Origin of the sequence: Paenibacillus sp. CF095, assembly GCF_900101225.1 — a bacterium.
GTDB lineage: Bacteria > Bacillota > Bacilli > Paenibacillales > Paenibacillaceae > Paenibacillus.
Genome location: NZ_FMZN01000004.1, coordinates 47556 through 64087, shown reverse-complemented (window position 1 = coordinate 64087; position 16532 = coordinate 47556). Strand labels below are relative to the sequence as shown.

Annotated in this window: 11 protein-coding genes and 2 tRNA genes; 9 read left to right on the top strand and 4 right to left on the bottom strand. The window is 45.4% G+C overall.

Annotation, left to right across the window (positions count from 1 at the left end; all coding sequences use genetic code 11):
- Positions 1–4: 4 nt before the first annotated feature.
- The gene (gene asnB, locus BLS69_RS24805) at positions 5–1849 is read right to left on the bottom strand and encodes an asparagine synthase (glutamine-hydrolyzing) (RefSeq protein WP_091037612.1); all 1845 of its coding nucleotides are present in this window, start codon (positions 1847–1849) and stop codon (positions 5–7) included.
- Between the two features lie 193 nt (positions 1850–2042).
- On the opposite strand from asnB, the gene BLS69_RS24800 reads away from it, so the two are divergent.
- On the top strand, positions 2043–2342 hold the full coding sequence (locus BLS69_RS24800; protein WP_091037609.1) for a hypothetical protein: 300 nt from the start codon (positions 2043–2045) through the stop codon (positions 2340–2342).
- Positions 2343–2371: 29 nt separating this feature from the next.
- Positions 2372–2728, top strand: coding sequence for a hypothetical protein (locus BLS69_RS24795; protein WP_091037607.1), 357 nt, complete (start codon positions 2372–2374; stop codon positions 2726–2728).
- A 165-nt stretch (positions 2729–2893) separates the two neighbouring features.
- Here BLS69_RS24795 and BLS69_RS24790 read toward each other — a convergent pair whose 3' ends face one another.
- Positions 2894–3187, bottom strand: a complete 294-nt coding sequence (locus tag BLS69_RS24790; protein ID WP_017692583.1) for a magnetosome magnetite crystal formation protein family — start codon at positions 3185–3187, stop codon at positions 2894–2896.
- A 477-nt stretch (positions 3188–3664) separates the two neighbouring features.
- Between BLS69_RS24790 and BLS69_RS24785 the strand changes: the two genes are divergently transcribed.
- From BLS69_RS24785 to BLS69_RS24775, 3 genes are all read left to right on the top strand, one after another.
- A tRNA-Arg gene (locus BLS69_RS24785) sits at positions 3665–3738 on the top strand.
- 291 nt (positions 3739–4029) lie between these two features.
- Entirely contained in the window at positions 4030–4800 is a 771-nt protein-coding gene (locus BLS69_RS24780) for a class I SAM-dependent methyltransferase (RefSeq protein ID WP_091037989.1), read from the top strand.
- A gap of 393 nt (positions 4801–5193) precedes the next feature.
- The gene (locus BLS69_RS24775) at positions 5194–9168 is read left to right on the top strand and encodes a S8 family serine peptidase (protein ID WP_305367892.1); all 3975 of its coding nucleotides are present in this window, start codon (positions 5194–5196) and stop codon (positions 9166–9168) included.
- Between the two features lie 116 nt (positions 9169–9284).
- Here the strand turns inward: BLS69_RS24775 and BLS69_RS24770 are convergent, their stop codons facing one another.
- Positions 9285–10514, bottom strand: coding sequence for a CynX/NimT family MFS transporter (locus tag BLS69_RS24770; protein ID WP_091037602.1), 1230 nt, complete (start codon positions 10512–10514; stop codon positions 9285–9287).
- A 1029-nt stretch (positions 10515–11543) separates the two neighbouring features.
- Positions 11544–11617, bottom strand: a tRNA-Arg gene (locus tag BLS69_RS24760).
- Positions 11618–11850: 233 nt separating this feature from the next.
- Between BLS69_RS24760 and BLS69_RS24750 the strand changes: the two genes are divergently transcribed.
- The 4 genes from BLS69_RS24750 (at position 11851) to clpX (ending at position 16501) form a co-directional block, all read left to right on the top strand.
- Entirely contained in the window at positions 11851–12786 is a 936-nt protein-coding gene (locus BLS69_RS24750) for a hypothetical protein (RefSeq protein ID WP_091037987.1), read from the top strand.
- Between the two features lie 138 nt (positions 12787–12924).
- Positions 12925–14265, top strand: coding sequence for a trigger factor (gene tig, locus BLS69_RS24745; RefSeq protein WP_091037594.1), 1341 nt, complete (start codon positions 12925–12927; stop codon positions 14263–14265).
- 379 nt (positions 14266–14644) lie between these two features.
- Positions 14645–15235, top strand: coding sequence for an ATP-dependent Clp endopeptidase proteolytic subunit ClpP (clpP, locus tag BLS69_RS24740; protein ID WP_036605886.1), 591 nt, complete (start codon positions 14645–14647; stop codon positions 15233–15235).
- A gap of 12 nt (positions 15236–15247) precedes the next feature.
- On the top strand, positions 15248–16501 hold the full coding sequence (gene clpX, locus BLS69_RS24735) for an ATP-dependent protease ATP-binding subunit ClpX (protein WP_036605887.1): 1254 nt from the start codon (positions 15248–15250) through the stop codon (positions 16499–16501).
- The last annotated feature ends 31 nt before the right edge of the window (positions 16502–16532 follow it).

Here is a 16532-nt window from a genome sequence, read left to right as displayed (position 1 = left end):
CATTTTAACGAATAGCGACTTTATATGTCCGCAACCAGGTATTGATCTGAGTCAGATATGCAAATAACTGTGGCCCTGACATTAACTGTCCGAACCAGGGGAGGTTGGAAGCTGCATCCGGTGAAGACGCAAGATTGCGGATCTGAGTTTTGTCGATCAAAGGCAAAATAGGTGATGTGGGATCATCCAGGATATCAAGTACCTGCTGTTTGACCGCGGCCAGATATTGCGGATTATGTGTTTTCGGGTATGGACTCTTTTTGCGATATAACACATCGTCAGGCAGGACACCTTCGAGCGCTTTACGCAGAATACCTTTTTCCCGCCCGCCGGTTATTTTCATTTCCCACGGGATGTTAAACACATACTGGATCAGACGATGGTCACAGTAAGGTACCCGTACTTCCAATCCTGCCCCCATGCTCATCCGGTCTTTGCGATCCAGAAGTGTAGGCATGAAACGTGTGATGTTCAGATAGGACATCACACGCATTTGTGCTGCTTTACCTGTTTCCCCATCCAACAGAGGCACTTCAGCCACTGCATCCGAATAGCGGTCTGCCAAATAATCGAGTGGCCGAATCCATTCCCGAATGTCCGGGGATAACAACGCGGCTCGCATATCAGGCGCTACAGACCACGGAAACGTACCGGAGTTCAACATATCTTCTCGATGGAACCAGGGGTAACCGCCAAACACTTCATCCGCTGCTTCGCCTGAAATGGCAACCGTGGCTCCTTTTTTGATTTCTTTACAGAACAAATAGAGCGAGGAGTCTACATCTGCCATACCTGGCAGATCCCTTACTAGCATGGCCTGTGTCAGTGCATGAACCAGTTCTCCGTTCTCAATCTCAATCCAGTGATGGTCGGTCTTGAGTTCATCCACCATTCGCTTAATCCAGGGACCATCTGCACCCGGCTGAAAGGAATGCGCCTGGAAATGCTTGGCGTTATCCACATAATCGACAGAATACGTGCTGACTTGGCCTTGCCCGGTGCGGTTGTAATAATCCACGGCTAATGCAGACAAGGCACTGGAGTCCAGTCCTCCTGATAAAAGAGAGCATACCGGAACATCCGAAGCCAACTGGCGCTCCAGTGTATCTTGCAAGAGAGATCGTACCTCGGCTGCCGTCTCTTCCAGGTTATGTTCGTGATTCTGGCTTTCCAGTTTCCAGTAGGCATAGGTTCGGATCCCGTTTCGGTTGTAGATCAGCGCGTGCGCAGGCTTGAGTTCGCTTAGTGAAGAGTATACGCCGTGTCCTGGTGTCCGTGCAGGCCCTACGATAAACACTTCGGCCAATCCTTCCGGGCCAACAGCGGCTTCCACATCTGGATGAATAAGCAGAGCTTTGGGCTCTGAGCCAAATACGAGTGTGTCTTTGGCATTACTGTAGAACAGAGGTTTCACGCCAAGGCGATCTCGTGCGATAAAAACCTGTTCGCGTCCCCCATCCCATATGGCAAAAGCAAAAATACCGTTAAACCGGTCAACACATGCCGGTCCCCACTCAATATAAGAGGCGAGCAACACTTCCGTATCACATTGTGTGCGGAACTGATGCCCTCGCTGGAGTAATTCCTTTTTCAACTCGGGTGCATTGTATAGTTCTCCGTTATACACGACGGTATAGGAGGTATCTCCCTGTAACGCATGCATGGGCTGTGCGCCGTTCTCGGGGTCCATTACACTAAGACGCCGATGTCCAAAGGCACAAGGATTGGAGATCCATGTACCTGAAGCGTCGGGCCCCCGGTTCGACAAGCTATCCGTCATACGGACCAGCAGCTCTGATTCCTGGGTCAAATCCCGATTCCACTGTATGAAGCCGGTAATACCGCACATGGTTTGTTCATCCTTTCTTGGTCGAGTCATTCATCCGTATGGCTGCTTAGTTACTGGCAACCAGCAAATGTTGTCTTTTTCGTCAGAGGTCGTAACAAATATATGCCGAAAGCAGGCATAAAATGTCTGTCCTCTTCGGAAACTAGTTCTAGGGACAACGGCCTTAACATGCCTGTGAAGGAGAGAACATGCAATGGACAGTATGAAGTATTATGTGTCTGTCATGGGCCGCTCCGTTATTCCGGATCCGTCGGTAACATCGTATGAATGGATCATTCAGGCAACGCCGCAGGAAGCGGAGCAATTATTGGGACTGCTGAGCCTCATGCAGGAAAAGGAGGAAGAGGCCTTTCCTGGCATGGTATTCCCATGGCCAGATACACCGGAGGAGTCCGTAAACCGAGCGTATGAAACGGTATTACAACAGGTGTATCGGGAGATTTACCGATTGGGTACACCAGAGACACGATACCAGATTGAACAAAGTATTTGATAAGCACAAAGGAAAAGGAGCGATGACGAATGTATGCCATTCAAGATGCCAAAATACGCAGATTAACCGAGGTAGATGGATTGTCTTGTGCAGAGGTTGAAGTGCAGCCTGGAAATGCCGGAGATCCGTCGTTACTTGTATACGTGGCCTCAACACAGCCCGGAAATTCGCTGGAAGTTGTTCGAATTGTACGCAATCACTCCGATTCGGCGATCGACTGGTATAACAATAATATGTATACCGCATTTGAAGAGGCGACAGAAACCGCATTTGAGAACAGCGAAGGCATTACTGCCGAAGAAGATAAGGCTCGATTTCAGAGTGAGCTGTTTGCTTTTGGTTTGCTGGGTCCAACACTTCAGCGGTACCTGGTTGGGCAGGCTTAAGAGGGAATGCCACAGCAACAGATGTGGTGTTTGCGGGATAGAGTTCGATGTTGAGCTATATGTAGGTGTGACCTGTTGCTGGTTGCTCTGACTGTATCTGTAACTGTAAAAACCCGCCGTTGTTGAACGGCGGGTTTTGTTATGCGATGGTCAGATCAGGTGTGATCAAGCATACTCGCGCAGTACTTGAATTCCTTTAACCACATTGTACACAAAGCTTAATCCGTAAATCACAAAGAATAGAATGACAAACCCAACGGCGGAACCCAGACTATGCGCAGTTACGAAGAAATAAAATAACGGAATGGCAGCGAGAAAGGGGAATACATGTGAGAATAAGGCGCGTTTTGCATGTCCCTCAATGTAATCATCCTTGGCAACAATCCATATAATGATCGGAAACAGGAACGGGGCAAAGAAAATACTAAAGTAGGATAGCGCTGATAAAAGTTGTCTCATGACGATTCTCTCCTTCAATGGATCATTGAATGTATGTATGCAAAAGATTACCCAGCAATTCTGACATTGAAAATGTCTGATGTTAATCTTACTCTAAATGTATCAATCTCCTCAATATAACCTGGTTCAAGCTATCATATTCTCAAAGGGCTGAAGTATGAGAATAACACGGTAAAGTACATTTATCGCCTTTGATTACGAATGATGCCTAGTGGCATCATCAACATCGAATATGGAATTCAGCCGAATAAGCATAAGCTTACGAAGTATGTTTCCTTCGGAAACATTGTAGTTGCTCACGTAGTTTGCCTACGCTCCGCTACTCCATTTCTAGCTTCATTCCATCTTCTCGGTACTGAAAACCGGACTTTCTGAACCTGTATTTATGTATAATTATTAATTTTTTTATAAAACTATTGAAAAATATAGAAATCAGAGTATAATAAGAACCGCGCCGAAAATTTATTATACATATTTGTCTCAGTAGCTCAGCTGGATAGAGCAACGCCCTTCTAAGGCGTCGGTCGGGGGTTCGAATCCCTCCTGGGACGTAAAAAAGAAGAAGCTTCCTTCGGGAAGCTTCTTCTTTTTCGTTCAAGGGAAGAGAACCCCAATGGTTCGTTGGAGCATCTGCTTCGTTAGCACTACATCGCAGTCTCGACTGTAAGGAGAGTATCCCTCCTGGGACGTATTAAAAAGAAACTTCCTTCCGGAAGTTTTTTGCGTGCAGAGGAAGTCTTTTATTGGTTATACCTATAAACAATATAGAATTTATATATTTAAAGAATAAACAATTCTATGCCACAATGAGGATATCAATAACGAAAGCGATGGTGGTATTCATGAAATCATTAAATCAATGGCAACCAGATGAGTATGACAACAAACTGGCTTTTGTGTCCGGATATGGCAAAAATCTGATCTCTTGGCTTCAACCCCAAAAAGGGGAATACATTCTTGATCTGGGTTGTGGGACGGGGGATTTGACGTATGAAATATCTCTGGCCGAAGCTGAAGTTATTGGTATGGATGCATCGCCGGACATGATTCGCCGTGCGAGGGAGAAATTCCCTGAACTTGAGTTCGTGGAAGGAGACGGTCATCAGTTTGAGACGGATAGACTGTATGATGCCGTCTTCTCCAATGCAGCCCTGCACTGGATGCGAAGTCCGCGATTAGTGGTGGATAGTATATGGAACTCTTTGAAGCCTGGAGGGCGTTTTGTAGCAGAATTTGGTGGTAAAGGGAACGTGCAGACCATTGTGAATGCATTAGAGCAGGTTATGGAGCGAAACACGGGCATTCGTGCATCGGAACGCAATCCTTGGTATTTTCCTTCGATCGGAGAATATAGCCATATTTTAGAGCAACGTGGATTTGTGGTGCGTCATGCCTATCACTATGACCGTCCTACCAGATTGGAAGATGGTGAGCAAGGTATAGTAGGCTGGTTGACTCATTTTGGAGGGGACTATTTTGAGGGTCTCAGTCATGAAGAGATACAACAAATATGCAAGGAAACCAGTCAGATCGTGAAGCCTCACCTTTGGAAAGATGATGCTCTCTATGCCGATTACAAGCGCCTGCGTATTGAAGCCGTGAAGCCAGAATAACTAGAATTTTGCGATATGTAGCAATTTTTATTGATGTTAAACGAATTATCGCGATCCTTTGTATACTAACCACGCTTCCCCTATACACCAGGAATCTCTTTCGGATAAAGAGGCTCTTGGTCTTTTTTTGATGCATTATTTTAAAAATGAAATATTCAAACGACAAATAATTACAAATGGATATTTTTATCGTACTCAAGACCCATATAAGTAATTTCTATATCATATTTGTAAGTATTTAGAAGGAAAATGTGGTATTTTGATAGAATAATTTACCAAGGGTCAATCTTCTTGCAGATAGGTGGTGAAATTGGAGTGTGTATTGCAGTACGCACAAACAGCAGGAACCCATCATTTGGTGAGGTATTCACATTTAAAAGGAGGGGCAAAGCCTTGAGTAAACGATTAATATCCACGTTATTAAGTGTTCTGATGGTCTTTTCCATTATTCTCCCCGCGGCTGGAGCCGCTCCCGCAGATTCAGGTATTCAACTTGAGAATTTACCAAGTACGGCCGAAGCCAAACAATGGAGAGAGATTCTTGCAGGACGGGAAGCAAAACTTGCCGCAGATCCATTTTTGGATAAAAGCTTGGAAGGCCTGGGTGGAGAGAACACCCGAGTGATCGTTGAGCTTTCCAATAAACCTGTTGCAGTAGCGCAAGGTGAATCAACCCTCTCCGGAAAATCTTTTACCTCCTCTATGGAAACAAAGGCTGTGACTCAAGTTGAGCAACAACAACAGTCATTTGTACATAGCCTCACTCAGAAGAAAATCAAACATGAAGTATTGGAAGAGTATGCATATGCCCTGAATGGTGTAGCGATTGAGCTTAAAGGAAACCAAGTGGGACAATTGCTTCAAATACCTGGCGTGGTCAGCGTATATCCTGACCTTGAAGTTACAATAGCGCCTGAGACAGATGAAGTGAACCCATACATGAAAGACACAGCGCCTTTTATTGGTGCACCTGAAGTATGGGATCTGGGTTACAAAGGAAATGGCATCAAAGTGGGTGTCATCGACACAGGGATTGACTATGAACATCCTAATTTGCAGGAAGCTTACAAAGGCGGATGGGACTTTGTTGGAAACGACAATGATCCGTATGAAGCGACATATCAGGAATGGAAAGCTTCGGGTGAACCTGAGTTCAATGCTACTGGAAGCGCGTATTACACCTCCCACGGTACGCACGTAGCAGGTACGATTGCTGCTCGTGAAGCAGGGGACTACGGCATTGTTGGTGTTGCTCCTGAAGCAGATATTTATGCTTACCGTGTACTTGGACCGTATGGTAGTGGTCAAACCTCATGGGTACTCGGCGGAATTGATCGTTCTGTTGAAGATGGCATGGACGTAATCAATCTCTCATTAGGTAACGCCGCCAACGACCCGAGTTATATCACTTCTGTTGCCCTGAACAATGCGATGTTGTCTGGTGTGACAGCGGTTGTAGCAAGTGGTAACAGTGGACCTAACCGTTATACACTCGGTTCTCCGGGTGCGTCTGCAATGGCTATCACGGTAGGTAACTCTACAGGACCTAGTCAGCTGATTACAGCTGATACTCACTTCTGGATTGGTGAAGAAGGAGAAGAAACACAACCTGAACAACAACCGGTGCCAGAGGTTGAACTATCTCCTGAACTGGGGACGGCACCTGGAACAGAAGGACCTGAAAGTTCAGAGCAAGATGTACCCGCAACTGCTGATGAGGAAAGTGCAGCAGCTGTGGAGGACACAGTTTCTAACGAAGTTGAAATTCCGAATGTAGAGGAAGTTACAACAGAAGAAGCTACAACAGATGAAAATACTCCATCTGCGTCACCTTCTGCACCGATTGAAGCTTCTCCTGAAGCTGCCCCTGTGGAAGAAGAGTCTGTAATTGCACCGACTGAAGCTCCGCTGTCTATTACAGAGTCGGTTTACCGTCTGGATCTGATGGGATGGAGCCTGTCAGCAGACCCTGAAACTGTTTTGACAGGGAAATATGAGCTTGAATATGCAGCACTGGGTAAGCCAACTGATTTTGAAGGCAAGGATTTTACAGGTAAAGTGGCATTAATACAGCGTGGTGAACTCGCATTTGTAGAGAAAATCGCCAATGCGAAAGCAGCCGGAGCCTTGGCTGTTATTGTATATAACAACATTCCGGGTCCAATCGGTGTAAGTCTGGGCGATAACTTTGAACTCATTCCAACACTGAGCATGTCCAAGGAAGATGGAGATGTGATCAAGGCTGAGCTGGACGCAGGCCAAACCGTTGAAGTGAGCTTTAGTGACTTTGAACGTTCTCAAACTCCGGGCGATGAAATGAATTCATCCAGTTCACGTGGACCTGCTAAGGTAACGCTGGATATCAAACCGGATATTGTTGCACCAGGTACAAGCATTTTGTCTACGATTCCCGCCTACGGCAAGGATGAGCCAGATGCAGATTACGCACAAGCTTATGATCGTAAATCAGGTACAAGTATGGCTACACCTCATGTAGCAGGTCTGATTGCGCTGTTGATTGAGAAACATCCGGACTGGACGCCATTTGATATCAAAGTTGCGCTCATGAACAATAGTAAGGTGCTGGATACAACCAAGTTTGATGTATTTGATCAAGGTGCTGGCCGCATTCAGGCTGTAAACACCATCGATCCTGCTGCTTTTGTCAAAGTGCTTGATGTAACTCAATACACAGAAAGTGGCTCTGTTGTTGAAAAGGAGAATATCACCGGAAGTATCAACTACGGTAATTTCCTGAGCACAGATGAAAAGACGGCTACCAAAACGATTAAAGTTGAAGCGCTGAATGGTAGTGGTGGGGATTACACCGTAAATGTGAATCCAACTCGTAATGTGGCAGGTGTGTCCGTTGCTGTAGACAAGAGTTCCTTCACACTGAATGGTGAGGAAGAACTTGCAGTGACAATCACTGTCCCAAGAGGGGTTACTGCCACTACGGAAGCACAAGGATACATTGAATTCTCGAATGGAACCACTACTTTTACTGTGCCATATGTTGCTCATTTCAACGTTACGTTGAGTGGAGTTAAGTATATTGAAACTGTAAAAGGCACTGAAAAAAATCCATTCCACTATCCATTGAAGGCTGATGGTACGTTGGATACCCTTAATGTAGCGATGGAATTCTATAATCCGATGACATTTGCCCTGATTGAGATCTATGATGGTCTTAATCCGGAAGGCGGATATTATCAAGATGGTTATATCGGCTCCATCTTTGGTAACTATTTTAACTTCAATGCCAATGCAAGATACAACCTTGCTTGGGACGGCTCATATGCAGATTACACAACCGATGAAGTGACTGAGATTCCGGATGGTTTATATACGGTAGACATCACTACCATTGGTACGGACGGCAAAACCTATAAGGAAGACACTTCGCCATTTTTGGTGAAAAAGACAGCTCCGGCTGTAACTGCACCAGAAGCGTTGGAGTTCAAAGAGGATGAGTCTGCTGTTCTTAATGGTAGCGTGGAGGACTTGTACTTCCGTGTAGCTCCTGCGCTTGCCAGCGGATGGGACATCACGTTTGATCCGGCAGCTTCCCTGGAAGCAACGTATGTTGTGAAAAAAGAGGATGGTTCGGTTTATAAAGAAGGAGTCTTTGAAGTACAAGCTGATGGCAGCTTCAGCCTTCCTTTGGAGGGGATTGAAGCAGGAGAGTATGCTGTTGACCTTACAGTAAAAGACCAACAGGGGCTTTCGGGTACAGCAAATACGGCACTGAAATTGGAAGCCGTGGAGACCGAACCTGAAACTCCGGCAACTAAGGCCCCAGGTACACCTGTATTGTCTCACAATAACTGGGTAGGCAACGGCTTACCAGAGGGCGCGTATATCGTTACAATGAACCTGTGGTGGGGCGAGAACGCAACTAGCTACAAGTTATATGAGGATGGGGTTTTGGTTGATACGCAAAAGTTGACTTACAACGCGCCTTGGGCACAGTTTGCTCAGACGAAGATCACGGGCAAAGCCAATGGCACGTATACGTACGTGGCTGAGCTGACTAACGACAAGGGAACAACGCGTAGTCAGACGTTGACTGTTCGGGTTACCAACGCAACGCCAGGCAAAGCGGTTCTTTCTCACGATAACTGGGATGGCGATGGCAATTATAAGGTAACCATGAATCTGTGGTGGGGAACCAACGCTACAGAGTATCGTCTCTATGAAAATGATACGTTGATCGACACGCAAGAACTCCGTGCGGTATCACCGCTTGCGCAAAGTGCTGTGACTAAAGTGTCAGGGAAAGCTTCGGGCACGTATACGTATCGGGCAGAATTAATTAACGCAGCTGGAGTTACCAGCACAGACACAATTAAGGTAAAAGTGAAGTAAATTCATCTTCATTTAAGCTGAATGAATTAATGAAGGAATTGTTCTATGCATAAACGGCCTCCATCCTGATTTGCAGGATGGAGGCCGTTTTGTTTGTATATAAATGAACTGTATGACTAACCGATCATTCGATTTTTACTGGCTTGAATACCTGCGATTAGTAAAGCAATGGCCAGAATGACCTGGATTAGCAACGGAAGGGTCCATCCTTTTGTCCAGTCATGAAGCATACCGAACAGTAGAGGTCCCACTGCCGCGAGCATATATCCAAAGGACTGGGCCATACCGGACAGGCTGGCAGCTTGTCTGGCATCTTTTGTACGAAGGACGAAGAACATCGTTACCAGTCCAAACGAAGCTCCAGCACCTATTCCTGCCAACGTGACGCCGATGGTAACGAGCGAAGCGATGCCACTTAACAATAAAGCATACCCGACAATTAAAGAAGAGCATGTTATCGCGGTTAGAACACGCTGATCTCGCGTTCGGCCGGCGAGGATCGGAACGATAAAGGTAGCTGGTACACTAACCATCTGCATCAGGGAGAGCATCCACCCTGCCGAGGTGGGGCTGAATCCTTGATCGGCCAGAATCTCGGGAAGCCAGGTAATCGTCGTATAGAATATTAGAGATTGCAGACCCATAAATAAAGTAATGAACCAAGCTAGTGCAGAGGTTCTTAGACGCACGGGTGCTCCTTCGCTCTGGGAGGTCACATATAACATCCGCTGGCGTCCTGCAGCGATCTGGGGGAGCCACAAGAGAAGCGCCAGTATGGACAACAAGGCCCACACGCCTAACGAAGCACGCCAACCCATAGATGTGGCTCCTGCTAAGGGCACACTGATACCTGAGGCGATGGCGCCAAATATGTTCATGGATACAGAGTATAATCCGGTGACGATACCTACCCGCAATGGAAAATCACGTTTGATCAAACTTGGCAAAAGCACGTTGCTTAATGCAATGCCGCATCCCAATATTGCGGTTCCTGTATATAAGAAGAGAACGGAAGGCAACAAGCGTAAGGCCACGCCAATGGTTACGATGATAACAGCCATTAGCAGAGCAGATTCGAGTCCTAAACGTTTGGCAAGACGTGGTGCAAAAGGAGAAACTGCTGCAAAGGCGAGCAAAGGTAGTGAGGTTAGAAGCCCGGCCATCGTATGGCCGATACCTGTATCTGAGCGGATCATCTCCACAACGGGACCTGTTGCCGTAATCGGTGACCTCATCGTAGCGGCGATGACGATAATGCCTGCTAATAACAGGCCGATTCTTTTGGATGTCGAAGAATGTTCTTCCTCGGCATGGATAGATGAGTGTTGCTGTATTGAAGATGACATTGATAAAATCTCCTGTTTCCTAAGAAGTTGATATGTATGGATTGTTACATAATCCACTCCGTAAGCATAACATTCTATGTCAATATTGAGCAATGAAATGAAAAAACACCCAATGGACCGTGGGTGCCTCGACTAGCCGGTGAACTCTAACGAATCCACGAGGTCTTATAATGGGTAAAATCGCTATTTTCAGATTCTAACGAACCTCAGCGACGTTAATCTGGCTATGAAGTGTAAATAAGTGAGTTAATCCCCAGAATTGGTGAGATAAGCTCTCTAAGATTCGTTAGAATTCAGTGATGCTGAATTTGGAGCAAATAAAGTGTCCCGCGTTCGTTAGAACATCGATTCTTCAACGTGTTGCTTATAGAGTGAGCAAATGCGGACGCTCCAATGCAGCGACATAGAGCATATAACGAAGTGAATGCTCCGACGAACCGTCGGGGTTCTCATCCCCAGAACGCAAAAAAAGCTTCCCGAAGGAAGCTTCTTTTAATACGTCCCAGGAGGGATACTCTCCTTGCAGTCGAGACTGCGAAGTGTTGCTAACGAAGCGAATGCTCCGACGAACCGTTGGGGTTCTCATCCCCAGAACGCAAAAAAACTTCCCGAAGGAAGTTTTCTTTTTATACGTCCCAGGAGGGATACTCTCCTTACAGTCGAGACTGCGAAGTAGTGCTAACGAAGCGAATGCTCCGACGAACCGTTGGGGTTCTCATCCCCAGAACGCAAAAAAACTTCCCGAAGGAAGTTTTCTTTTTATACGTCCCAGGAGGGATACTCTCCTTGCAGTCGAGACTGCGAAGTAGTGCTAACGAAGCGAATGCTCCGACGAACCGTTGGGGTTCTCATCCCCAGAACGCAAAAAAACTTCCCGAAGGAAGTTTTCTTTTTATACGTCCCAGGAGGGATACTCTCCTTACAGTCGAGACTGCGAAGTAGTGCTAACGAAGTGAATGCTCCGACGAACCGTTGGGGTTCTCATCCCCAGAACGCAAAAAAGCTTCCCGAAGGAAGTTTCTTTTAATACGTCCCAGGAGGGATTCGAACCCCCGACCGACGCCTTAGAAGGGCGTTGCTCTATCCAGCTGAGCTACTGAGACATGGATTTTTTCAAGCAAAATTGATTTTATCATATGCATACAGGAATATCAAGCATTTTATTTTAAACTGTTTTTCGTATATGATATTTGGCGGCAGTAACGTTTTTTTCATTATATTTAAGGTTATGTTAGAATATCAGGAGAACTCAAAAATAGATCAACAATCGTTTTAATATATACATCTATTTAGGTTGATTCCAACTGGATATTCAGGATATAGAGGAGGTGCTCCCATTAAGGAATCCACGACCCCGGAAACCGAGCATAACAACAATATTGTGCTGTTTCCTAAGACGCTGGACTATTACCAGATTCAATTGACAGTTATGCTTGAAAATGAACGGTATGGTGAAGCGATGAAATTGCTTCACTTTTTGCTGCAATGTCAGGGACAGGAAGAGCGCCACTATGATGAATGGCGGGCCCTGCTTGAATGGCTTCAGGCTGCGTTTCCTCAATATGAAGAAACCTCGCCTCCCGTTCTTGAAGAACGAGAAGAGGAAGAAGAGATTAGTGAGGAGGACATGGCACGGCAGCATGCCCGAATGAAGCTTGAACAGGATGATGGTTATGCAGATAAGATGCTTCGCACAGTAATGGAGGAGCCGCTGTCTGAACAGACGATGCTGGCTTTGGAGCAGCTGGCCTATCTTGATCTGCCGAAGATTGACGAGGCACTTACGAGTTGGTTAAAAGATAAGTCGCTTCACCCTCTGCTTCAATTCCGGGTGCTGCAAACCTTGCGTCGCCGAGGTGTTCAAGGTATGATCCTGTTTACGAGAGGCGAAGAGCAGGTTGAAGTCGAGATCGACACCGTGCCTCTTAGACCAGAGGAATTCCCAATCCAAATCGTTCAGATTCTGGAACGAGTGGCAGATCAGACGGAGGTTCATGAACCTACGCTCTTTTATTTTGCCCAGGAACTGTGGATACAATATGTCATGGCGGTGTATGGAACCCGTGATTATGTATCGATGCTGGAAGAAAATGATTCCATGACAGATATATGGGCAGCAGCTCTACATATGACCGTTGCAGACAGTCTGGGTGGTTCTCATGATGAGGAAAATACCCGCTCAATGTATGCTGTGACAGGCGCGATGCGCTTTCGACTGGAGCAGGCTTATCGTTCCATGAAACAATTTGTATCTGCCGGTTTGGACGGTTAATCGAGGCCGGAAACGTTTTCCTTAAACCGTATCAAGGGATTCCCCTTGAAAAAGAATCTAATCTTGTTTATACTAAAATGGTTATTTTGTACGTGATTGCCTACGTGAACATGTGAATTTTGGAGGGGAAAGTATACAATGAAAGCAACTTGGGAAAAGATAGAGAAGAACCTTGGGGTTCTTGAGGTTGAAGTGGATGCAGATCGTGTAACTGCAGCACTCGACAAAGCTTTTAATAAAGTGGTTAAACAAGCAAACGTACCTGGATTCCGTAAAGGTAAAGTACCACGTTCCATCTTCGAAGCACGTTTTGGTGTAGAGAGCCTTTATCAAGAAGCAATCGACATTTTGCTTCCTGAAGCTTATACAGAAGCAATCGACCAAACGGATATTTTCCCGGTTGATCGTCCTGACGTAGATGTTGAACAATTCGCTAAAGGACAAACATTCAAGTTTAAAGCAAAAGTAACTGTGAAACCTGAAGTTACTCTTGGTGAGTACAAAGGAATCGAAGTTGCTGTAGCAAAAGGTGAAGTAACTGACGCAGAAGTGGCTGAAGAACTTGAGCGTCTTCAACAACGTCACGCTGAACTCGTTGTAATCGACGAAGGTTCCGCTGCTAACGGCGACGTTGCAGTAATCGACTTCGACGGTTCCGTTGATGGTGTACCTTTCGAAGGTGGACAAGCTGAGCGTTATTCCTTGGAACTGGGTTCCAACACATTCATCCCTGGATTTGAAGAGCAAGTTGTGGGTCTTTCCACAGGCGACTTCAAAGACGTAGAAGTGACTTTCCCAGAGAGCTACCATGCAGCAGAACTTGCTGGCAAACAAGCGGTATTCAAAGTGAAAATTCACGAAATCAAACGCAAACAACTTCCTGCATTGGATGATGAGTTTGCTAAAGATGTTAGCGAATTTGACACACTTGAAGAGTACAAAGCTGACCTGAAAACACAATTGGAATCCCGTAAAGCTGACGAAGCCAAAGCTGCACAAGAAAATGCAGTTGTAGAAAAAGTGGCTGAGAACGCTGAAGTGGACATTCCTGCTGCAATGGTTGAGAGCGAAGTACAAAACATGATGCGTGATTTCGACAACCGTCTGCGTAACCAAGGTATGAACCTTGAAATGTTCCTGAGCTTCTCTGGCCAGACTCAGGCTGACCTGAGAGGACAAATGCAAGAAGATGCTTCCAAACGTGTTCGCAACAACCTGGTGCTTGAAGCTGTAGGTAAAGCGGAAAACATTGAAGTATCTGACGAAGAAGTGAATCAAGAACTCGAGAAAATGGCTGAATCTTACAAGCGTCCTGCTGATGAGATCCGTGGCATCCTCGAAGGTAATGGTTCCCTGGACAGCCTTCGCGATGAAGTAAAACTGCGTAAAACGATTGACGTTCTTGTTGAGAACAGCACAGTTGTTGAACCAGTTGAAGCTCCAGCTGAAGAAGTTGTTGCAGAAGCTGACGAAAAATAAGACAAGCTGTTATCAACTTGTCAGTTGAATAAACGATAAGGCACGTGAATTATTGCGTGCCTTATTTTTAAATTGTGACATCCATTTTATAGAAAATGAAGTAATTATATGGATGAACACTAATTTTATTGATCCGTGTACACTTTTTACATACCTATGTACTTCATGCAAATAAAAAACGGCAAGACGGCATAGGATGGCTTCAATTTGCACATACATAGAAAACATGGTTAAATATGATCAGGCTAAAAAAGTAAACAAACGGATGTCTGACCCCTCTTGTGAAAAATGACATTGTCACAGGAAAGTGTTAGAATGAATTTGGGTTTGCTTTACAGGTGGCCTATGTCTAATTACATGTAGAAAAGAGGTTGGTCTCATGAGTCTGGTGCCAATGGTTATAGAACAAACCAATCGAGGCGAGCGGTCTTACGATATATATTCACGTTTGCTGAAAGATCGCATTATCTTTCTAACCAGTGCGATTGATGACGATGTAGCCAATCTTGTCATAGCACAGCTTTTGTTTTTGGCAGCCGACGATCCTGAGAAGGATATCAGCTTGTACATTAACTCACCTGGTGGTTCTGTCACCGCAGGGATGGGTATATACGATACGATGCAATTTATCAAGCCGGATGTATCTACCATTTGCGTAGGGATGGCAGCAAGCATGGGCTCGTTATTGCTGACAGCCGGTGCACCTGGCAAGAGATATGCGCTGACAAACAGCGAAGTAATGATTCATCAGCCGCTTGGCGGCATTCAAGGACAGGCTGCGGATATTAAGATACACGCAGAATGGATTATTAAAACACGTCAGAAACTGAATCAAATATACGTCGATCGTACGGGTCAGCCTCTTGAGAAAATTGAGCGGGATACCGACCGTGACTTCTTCATGAGCGCTGAAGAAGCTAAGACGTACGGCATTATTGACCAGGTGCTCAGTAGACCGATCAATTCCTAAAGGGGTGGTTTCATGTTTAAATTTAACGATGAGAAAGGGCAATTGAAATGCTCTTTTTGCGGTAAATCTCAGGAGCAGGTACGCAAGTTGGTCGCTGGACCAGGCGTGTACATTTGTGATGAATGTATCGAACTTTGCACCGAAATCGTTGAGGAAGAACTTGGTCATGATGAAGAAGTAGACCTGAAAGATATTCCGAAACCAAAAGAAATTCGTAATATTCTGGATCAATATGTTATTGGGCAGGAACAAGCGAAAAAATCATTGTCTGTTGCCGTGTATAATCACTACAAACGGATCAACACACAAAGCAAAATTGAAGACGTTGAATTGTCAAAGAGTAACATTTTGCTGTTAGGACCAACAGGTTCTGGTAAAACGTTGCTTGCGCAAACGATGGCGAAAATTTTGAATGTTCCTTTTGCTATTGCGGATGCTACGTCATTAACAGAAGCGGGTTATGTAGGTGAGGATGTAGAGAACATCCTGCTCAAACTGATTCAAGCTGCTGATTATGATGTGGAAAAAGCAGAGCGTGGCATTATTTATATCGATGAGATTGATAAAGTAGCGCGTAAATCCGAAAACCCATCCATTACTCGTGATGTATCGGGCGAAGGTGTGCAACAGGCTCTCTTGAAAATTCTTGAAGGAACTGTGGCTTCTGTACCACCGCAAGGTGGTCGTAAACACCCTCATCAAGAATTCATTCAGATCGATACAACGAACATCCTGTTCATTTGCGGCGGTGCCTTTGATGGTCTGGAGCAAATGATCAAACGCCGGATCGGTAAAAAAGTCATTGGCTTTAATACCGTTTCTGAGCAAAAAGATCTGAAACCAGGTGAATACCTGGGTATGGTATTGCCGGAAGATTTGCTGAAATTTGGTCTGATTCCGGAATTTGTAGGCCGTCTGCCAGTCATCTCCACTTTGGAGCCGCTGGATGAAGATACGCTGGTACGGATTCTTTCCGAACCAAAAAACGCACTTACCAAACAGTACCAAAAACTGCTTGAGCTGGATAATGTGAATCTGGTATTTGAACCAGCTGCATTGCTCGCGATTGCAAAAGAAGCAATTAAACGTAACACAGGTGCACGTGGATTGCGTGCCATCATTGAAGGTATCATGCTGGAAATCATGTATGAAGTGCCTTCACGTGAAGATGTTACGAACTGTGTCATTACCGAAGAAGTTGTTGAGAAAAGAGTCGTGCCTGAACTAAGCCAATCAAAGGACGATAAGCAGGAAGAGAGCGCCTAATAAAAGGCCTGAATCCCGTTGAACTCTGAAA

Bases quoted from the DNA above. Each gene is read 5' to 3' on its own strand.
- asnB (WP_091037612.1), bottom strand. From the start codon at position 1,849: ATGTGCGGTATTACCGGCTTCATACAGTGGAATCGGGATTTGACCCAG.
- BLS69_RS24800 (WP_091037609.1), top strand. From the start codon at position 2,043: ATGGACAGTATGAAGTATTATGTGTCTGTCATGGGCCGCTCCGTTATT.
- BLS69_RS24795 (WP_091037607.1), top strand. From the start codon at position 2,372: ATGTATGCCATTCAAGATGCCAAAATACGCAGATTAACCGAGGTAGAT.
- BLS69_RS24790 (WP_017692583.1), bottom strand. From the start codon at position 3,187: ATGAGACAACTTTTATCAGCGCTATCCTACTTTAGTATTTTCTTTGCC.
- BLS69_RS24780 (WP_091037989.1), top strand. From the start codon at position 4,030: ATGAAATCATTAAATCAATGGCAACCAGATGAGTATGACAACAAACTG.
- BLS69_RS24770 (WP_091037602.1), bottom strand. From the start codon at position 10,514: ATGTCATCTTCAATACAGCAACACTCATCTATCCATGCCGAGGAAGAA.
- tig (WP_091037594.1), top strand. From the start codon at position 12,925: ATGAAAGCAACTTGGGAAAAGATAGAGAAGAACCTTGGGGTTCTTGAG.
- clpP (WP_036605886.1), top strand. From the start codon at position 14,645: ATGAGTCTGGTGCCAATGGTTATAGAACAAACCAATCGAGGCGAGCGG.
- clpX (WP_036605887.1), top strand. From the start codon at position 15,248: ATGTTTAAATTTAACGATGAGAAAGGGCAATTGAAATGCTCTTTTTGC.